Here is a 5,589-nt window from a genome sequence, read left to right as displayed (position 1 = left end):
AAGAAAAGTTAGGTCATACAAAACCCAGCCGCCAAAACCCGAGTTGACCAGCACTTCTGGAACTCTGACCGAGGCTAGCTAGGAAACTCCCGCTAGGGGGCTTGTCTGAGCGCCCCAACCCGGTTGGTAGTTTGGTCTAAACAGTTGTAGAAGGAGTCGAACATGTTTGTGGGCATCACCAACACCCCGCGCAATTACGCCTGGGGTTCCACTCACGCCATCGCCGACCTGCTCGGCCGCACGGCGTCGGGCGGGCCGGAGGCCGAACTGTGGTTGGGAGCCCACGCCGGGTCGCCGTCGGTGATCGAGGATCCGGCGCTGGTCGGCGGTTTTGACAACCTCGCCGAGTGGATCGCGGCGGCGCCGGAGGTAGCACTCGGCGCTGATTGGGCCAGTCGAGAAGCGGATGCGGCCCCACGCCTCCCATTTCTGCTCAAGATTCTCGCGGCCGGTCGCCCGTTGTCGCTGCAGGCGCACCCGACCAGCGCGCAGGCCCGCGCCGGGTTCGAGCTTGAGAACGAGGCGGGTGTGGCCATCGACGCCGGCAATCGCAATTACCGCGACCCGTTCCACAAGCCCGAGCTGCTGGTTGCGCTCAGCGACACCTTCGAAGCGCTCTGCGGTTTTCGGCCGCTCGCCGAGGTGCGCGGCATCATCGCCGAGTTGCGGCTGCTCGATCTCGCGACCGAGGATTCGCAGGCCGCGATCATCGACCTGCTCGAGAGCCACCTGACCCGGGGCCTGCCCGACACCGTCGACTGGCTGCTGCGCGACGGTCGCGGCGGAGACTCTGGCGAGGTGGAATGGCTGGTCGAACGGGTCGTGGCGCTCGCCGAACACGCCGCATTCCTGGCCGAGGGCGGAGCGGCCATTGGCTATGCGCGAGAGCTCGCGACGGTGCGCGCGCTCGCCGCCGAGTATCCCGGCGACCCCGGAATCGTGCTCGCCCTGCTGCTGAACCGGGTCTCCCTGCAGCGCGGCGAGGCGATGTATCTGCCGGCCGGCAATATCCACGCGTATCTGTCCGGGCTGGGCGTCGAACTCATGGCCGCCTCCGACAACGTGTTGCGTGGCGGGCTGACCCCCAAGCACATCGACATCGAGGAGCTGCTCGCGGTACTCGACTTCTCTCCGGCGCCCTCGCCCTACCTCGCGCCGATCGTTCTCGGCGATGGTGTCTCGCTGTATCGTCCGGACGTGCCCGACTTCGAGCTCGTGCACATTGAAGCGGATGCCGATGCCGCGTCGTCGACGCCCGTCACGATGCGACAGATCACCCTCACCGGCCCGGCCATCGCCATCTGCACGGCCGGCGGATTTCTCATGGCTGGTGCCGCGTCGTCGCGGCCGCTGAAGCGCGGCCAGGCTGTCTATGTCACGCCCGACGAGGGCACGCTGACCTTCGCTGGAACTGGCGAGGTGTTTCTGGCGATGACGGGCGCGTAAGCCGGGTTTCGCAGAACCTCACCAGATAACTCGCCTAACCTCCAACTGGAGAAGATGCGGGAGGGCATCCGGAACTGACGGGAACCGCACACGATGCCGCGTACGCACGAACTGATCGAGGTCAAACGTCGCCTGATGAGCCCGAGAGCGCTTCAAGTGGCCAAGATTTGTATTGCAGTGGCCGTTGCCTGGTCGCTCGCACCGCTCATGCCGGGTACCGCCAAGGAATTTCCCTACTACGCCCCGTTAGGCGCGTTGTTGAGCATGCAGCCCACGCTCATGCGATCGCTCCGCAGCGCAGCCCAAACTCTGGCCGGGGTGCTCATCGGCATCGGGCTGGCCGCCATCGTCCTCATCGTGAGTGACCCCAACGTCTGGACTCTCGCGTTCGTTGTCGGCCTCGGCGCCCTGGTCGGTGGAATGAAGTGGATGGGCGTGGGCGGCGAGTACGTGCCCATCACCGCCCTGTTCGTGCTGATCATCGGCGGGCCAGAGGCCGACGGCTATTCGATCGGCTACGCAACCCAGTTGTGCCTGGGAATTGTCGTCGGCCTGGGCGTCAATTTGCTGATCCTGCCGCCCCTCACCATTGGGCCTGCGCGGGAACGCATGCTGGGATTTCGGAGAACCCTCTCGAAACACCTCACCGAGATCGGCGAAGCCGTGCTGGAGCGGTCGCCGCCGGCTCGCGAAGACTGGGCCACGCACGGCGAGATGCTCGATGCGGCAGCCCGGAACGTGCGCACGGCCGTGCAGGCGGCCGAGGAGAGCCGCAAGGGCAATCCCCGCGCGTGGTTCACTCGGGGAAACCTCGACGCCGACTACGACGCGCTGGTTGCACTGGAGAACGTCACGTTTCACATTCGCAACCTCACCGAGGTTCTGGCCGGCATGGTGTGGGGCAAGCCGATCCCGCTCGAGTCGCCGCAAAATCTTCGCCCCGTTCTGCAGGAGGCACTGAGTGCGGTTGCCGGGGCGATCAGCGCCGGCGTCGACGACCCGCGACAGCCCCAGCTTCTGGACCAGGCTGCTGTGGCGGTCGAGGAGATCCTGCGCACAATGCAGCAGGAAATAGGGGCAGGAGCTGCTTCGTTGAGTCCCACCGCCGCCATCGTGATCGATCTCCAACGAATTCTGGTGGCCCTGCGACCTTCTCGCCAGGAGGCGCCGGCACCCGCCGCTTCGTGATTTCGCGGTGCGCGGGGGCTGCAGCGTTAGCCGGCCCGGCGGGGGCCGAAGGCCCGCCGGTAGGCGGTGGGAGTGGTCTGCAGAACCTGCAGAAAATGATGGCGCATCACGGCCGCCCCGCCGAAGCCGGTGTCGATGGCGATCTCCTCGAGGCTGCTTGAGGAGTCCTCGAGCAGTTCCTGCGCCCGAAGCAGCCGCTGCCGGTTGAGCCAGCGGGTCGGCGTGGTGCCGATTTCGGCGCGAAACCGGCGGGCGAAGGTGCGCGGCGACATGAGCGACTTGCGGGCGAGTAGATCGACGGGCAATTCCTGGTCGAGGTGGCGCAGCATCCACTCGGTGACGGCGGCGAAGGATTCGTCCTGGCAGTCGACGACCGATGCTTCGATGTACTGGGACTGGCCGCCATCGCGCTGCGGCGGCACGACCATGCGGCGTGCGATCACGTTCGCGACGGTCGCGCCCAGTTCCTTGCGCACGATGTGCAGTGCGGCGTCAATGCCGGCGGCGGTGCCGGCTCCGGTGACGACGTGATTGTCTTCCACAAACAGGACGTCGGGGTCGACGGTTGTATTCGGGTAGGCCCGGGCGAGGGCCTCGGTGTACATCCAATGGGTCGTACTGCGGCGCCCATCGAGGATGCCGGCCTCGGCCAGCACGAACGCGCCGCTGCACACGCTGAGCACCCAGGCACCGCGAGCCTCGGCGTCGCGCACGACCTGCAGCACGCGCGGGTCGATTGCCGCTCCGATAGCGTAGGCCGGGATTGCGATGAGGTCGGCGTCAGCGGCGGCGGCGAGGTCGTCGTGCACAACGATGTCGAAGCCGATCTTGGTGCGGATCGGGCCGGGTTCGGCGGCGACGACGTGAAAGTCGAACGCCGGCCCGCCGTGCACGCTGCGGTCGATGCCGAACACCTCGCAGATGACGCCGAATTCGAACGGTGCCAGACCGGGGAGGGTGACGCAGACGATTTTCTGAAGCATGGGCATCCGTTCTGCTGAGGCTGGACATGGCAGAAATGTGTCGAACAACGTCAACTGTGCCACTCGCGGCAGAAAAGCACAATACATAGAGTTTCTGCCATGTTCATTCTTATTTTTCTCCTCACAGTCCTCGCGATCGCCGGTGTTGTGGCCACGATTCGCTCGTCCGGGCGCGACGGTTACGGTCGCCAAGGCGTCCGAGCAACCGACGACGATGACGCACTGATTCGCTGGCGCTAGCCTGAAGCGGTGGCACATCGGTGTCACCGTGAACGAGCGGGGCAGTATGGCGTGGTTGGTAACCGGCGGAGCGGGCTATATCGGATCCCATGTGGTGCGCGCTTTCCAGGCTGAAGGGCTCGACGTGGTTGTGCTCGACGACCTCTCGAGTGGCCACGAATCTTTCGTGCCGGCCACAGTGCCCTTCGTGCGGGGCAGCGTGCTCGACGGCGATCTGCTCGTGCACACCTTTCGCGAGCACGACGTGCACGGCGTCGTCCACGTCGCTGGATTCAAGTACGCCGGCGTCTCGGTGCAACGCCCCCTGCACACCTACGAACAGAACGTCACCGCGACGGCCACGCTGCTCGCCGCCATGGAGGGGGCGGCGATCGACCGCATCGTGTTCTCCTCGAGCGCTGCGGTCTACGGCACGCCGCACACCGACCTCGTCACCGAAAGCACCGCGAAAAGCCCGGAATCGCCCTACGGCGAATCCAAACTGATTGGCGAGTGGCTGCTGCGCGACCAGGGCGTAGCGACCGGCCTGCGGCACACCTCGCTGCGCTACTTCAATGTCGTCGGCTCGGGCGACCTCAGCCTGAGCGACACCAGCCCGCACAACCTGTTTCCACTCGTGTTCGCCGCGCTGCTCGAGGGTCGCACCCCGCGCATCAACGGCGACGACTATGCCACGCCGGACGGCACCTGCGTGCGCGACTACATTCACGTCGCCGATCTGGCCCTCTCGCACGTCGCCGCGGCACGCCGGCTCGACGCCAACGAGGCGATCGAGCCGGTCTACAACCTCGGCAGCGGCGACGGCGTCTCGGTCGGCGAGATCATGGCGACCGTGCGTCGGGTCACCGGCATCGACTTCGTTCCGGAGCTCGGACCGCGACGCGTGGGCGACCCCGATCGCATCGTCGCGTCTGGCGCGCTCGCGGCCCGCGACCTGCGCTGGAGCATGCGCCACACCCTCGAGCAGATGGTGCAGAGCGCCTGGGACTCGTCACGCGCGGCCGTTCATTGAGGGTCGACACGCCGCTGAGGGCGCAGATCGTGCTCTGTTCGCAACGTTCAGACACCCCCCAAATGGCCGAATTTGTCGCCGTGGGCGCGTCGCAACTCTCTAGCCCATATTGAGGGTTTACGATTCGCGACTTGACGATATCGAATTACACGGGTGTAATTAGGTGCGGCACTGATTGGTGCGGATCGAGCGCTGGGAGACGATATGGCATTACCTGACTATCGTTCCGGAGTACCAGAGGACTGGTTCGTTGACCCCGTCACCCTCGGTGTTCCGGGAGTACGACAAGACCACGGCGACGAGAACCTCTTGGCCTGGCAGGCCGACTCCCTCTGCGCGCAGACCGACCCCGAGGCATTCTTCCCCGAAAAGGGCGGCTCCACCCGCGACGCCAAGAAGATTTGCTCCGGTTGCGAGGTACGCAGCGAATGCCTCGAATACGCGCTCAGCAATGACGAGCGGTTCGGCATCTGGGGTGGATTGTCCGAGCGCGAACGGCGCAAACTGCGCAAGCGCGCCTAACCCGTTCCGCGCAGTTTTTAAGCGGATGCTGTCGGCTGGCTCGGTCCGGGCGCAGCTTTCTCGGCCCTGACGCGGTTGGCAGCGAGCCAGGTTTCGGCCGCGCTAGCGGGAGTTTCCTAGCTAGCCTCGGTCAGAGTTCCAGAAGTGCTGGTCAACTCGGGTTTTGGCGGCTGGGTTTTGTATGACCTAACTTTTCTT

Annotated in this window: 6 protein-coding genes; 5 read left to right on the top strand and 1 reads right to left on the bottom strand. The window is 65.5% G+C overall.

The window, feature by feature from the left end; genetic code table 11:
• The first annotated feature begins 162 nt into the window (after positions 1–162).
• Together manA and E3T43_RS11470 are read left to right on the top strand one after the other, a co-directional pair.
• Positions 163–1,446 (top strand): mannose-6-phosphate isomerase, class I, encoded by a 1,284-nt coding sequence (gene manA, locus E3T43_RS11475; RefSeq protein WP_134472552.1) that lies wholly within the window; start codon positions 163–165, stop codon positions 1,444–1,446.
• A 93-nt stretch (positions 1,447–1,539) separates the two neighbouring features.
• Positions 1,540–2,634 carry an aromatic acid exporter family protein gene (locus E3T43_RS11470; protein WP_134472551.1) on the top strand — a complete coding sequence of 365 codons (1,095 nt, stop codon included), beginning with the start codon at positions 1,540–1,542 and terminating at the stop codon, positions 2,632–2,634.
• A 26-nt stretch (positions 2,635–2,660) separates the two neighbouring features.
• Here E3T43_RS11470 and E3T43_RS11465 read toward each other — a convergent pair whose 3' ends face one another.
• A complete protein-coding gene (locus E3T43_RS11465; protein ID WP_134443708.1) occupies positions 2,661–3,617 on the bottom strand; it encodes a GlxA family transcriptional regulator in 957 nt (318 codons plus the stop codon).
• A 99-nt stretch (positions 3,618–3,716) separates the two neighbouring features.
• Between E3T43_RS11465 and E3T43_RS18775 the strand changes: the two genes are divergently transcribed.
• The 3 genes from E3T43_RS18775 (at position 3,717) to E3T43_RS11455 (ending at position 5,391) form a co-directional block, all read left to right on the top strand.
• The gene (locus E3T43_RS18775) at positions 3,717–3,857 is read left to right on the top strand and encodes a hypothetical protein (protein WP_166790162.1); all 141 of its coding nucleotides are present in this window, start codon (positions 3,717–3,719) and stop codon (positions 3,855–3,857) included.
• 46 nt (positions 3,858–3,903) lie between these two features.
• Positions 3,904–4,869, top strand: a complete 966-nt coding sequence (gene galE / locus E3T43_RS11460) for a UDP-glucose 4-epimerase GalE (RefSeq protein ID WP_092452631.1) — start codon at positions 3,904–3,906, stop codon at positions 4,867–4,869.
• Between the two features lie 204 nt (positions 4,870–5,073).
• Entirely contained in the window at positions 5,074–5,391 is a 318-nt protein-coding gene (locus E3T43_RS11455; protein WP_104132008.1) for a WhiB family transcriptional regulator, read from the top strand.
• Positions 5,392–5,589: the final 198 nt, after the last annotated feature.

Origin of the sequence: Cryobacterium sp. Hh7 (genome assembly GCF_004403155.1) — a bacterium.
GTDB lineage: Bacteria > Actinomycetota > Actinomycetes > Actinomycetales > Microbacteriaceae > Cryobacterium > Cryobacterium levicorallinum.
Note: the sequence above shows the minus strand (reverse complement) of the source record. Positions and strands in the feature narration are given on the sequence as shown.

Bases quoted from the DNA above. Each gene is read 5' to 3' on its own strand.
- manA (WP_134472552.1), top strand. From the start codon at position 163: ATGTTTGTGGGCATCACCAACACCCCGCGCAATTACGCCTGGGGTTCC.
- E3T43_RS11470 (WP_134472551.1), top strand. From the start codon at position 1,540: ATGCCGCGTACGCACGAACTGATCGAGGTCAAACGTCGCCTGATGAGC.
- E3T43_RS11465 (WP_134443708.1), bottom strand. From the start codon at position 3,617: ATGCTTCAGAAAATCGTCTGCGTCACCCTCCCCGGTCTGGCACCGTTC.
- E3T43_RS18775 (WP_166790162.1), top strand. From the start codon at position 3,717: ATGTTCATTCTTATTTTTCTCCTCACAGTCCTCGCGATCGCCGGTGTT.
- galE (WP_092452631.1), top strand. From the start codon at position 3,904: ATGGCGTGGTTGGTAACCGGCGGAGCGGGCTATATCGGATCCCATGTG.
- E3T43_RS11455 (WP_104132008.1), top strand. From the start codon at position 5,074: ATGGCATTACCTGACTATCGTTCCGGAGTACCAGAGGACTGGTTCGTT.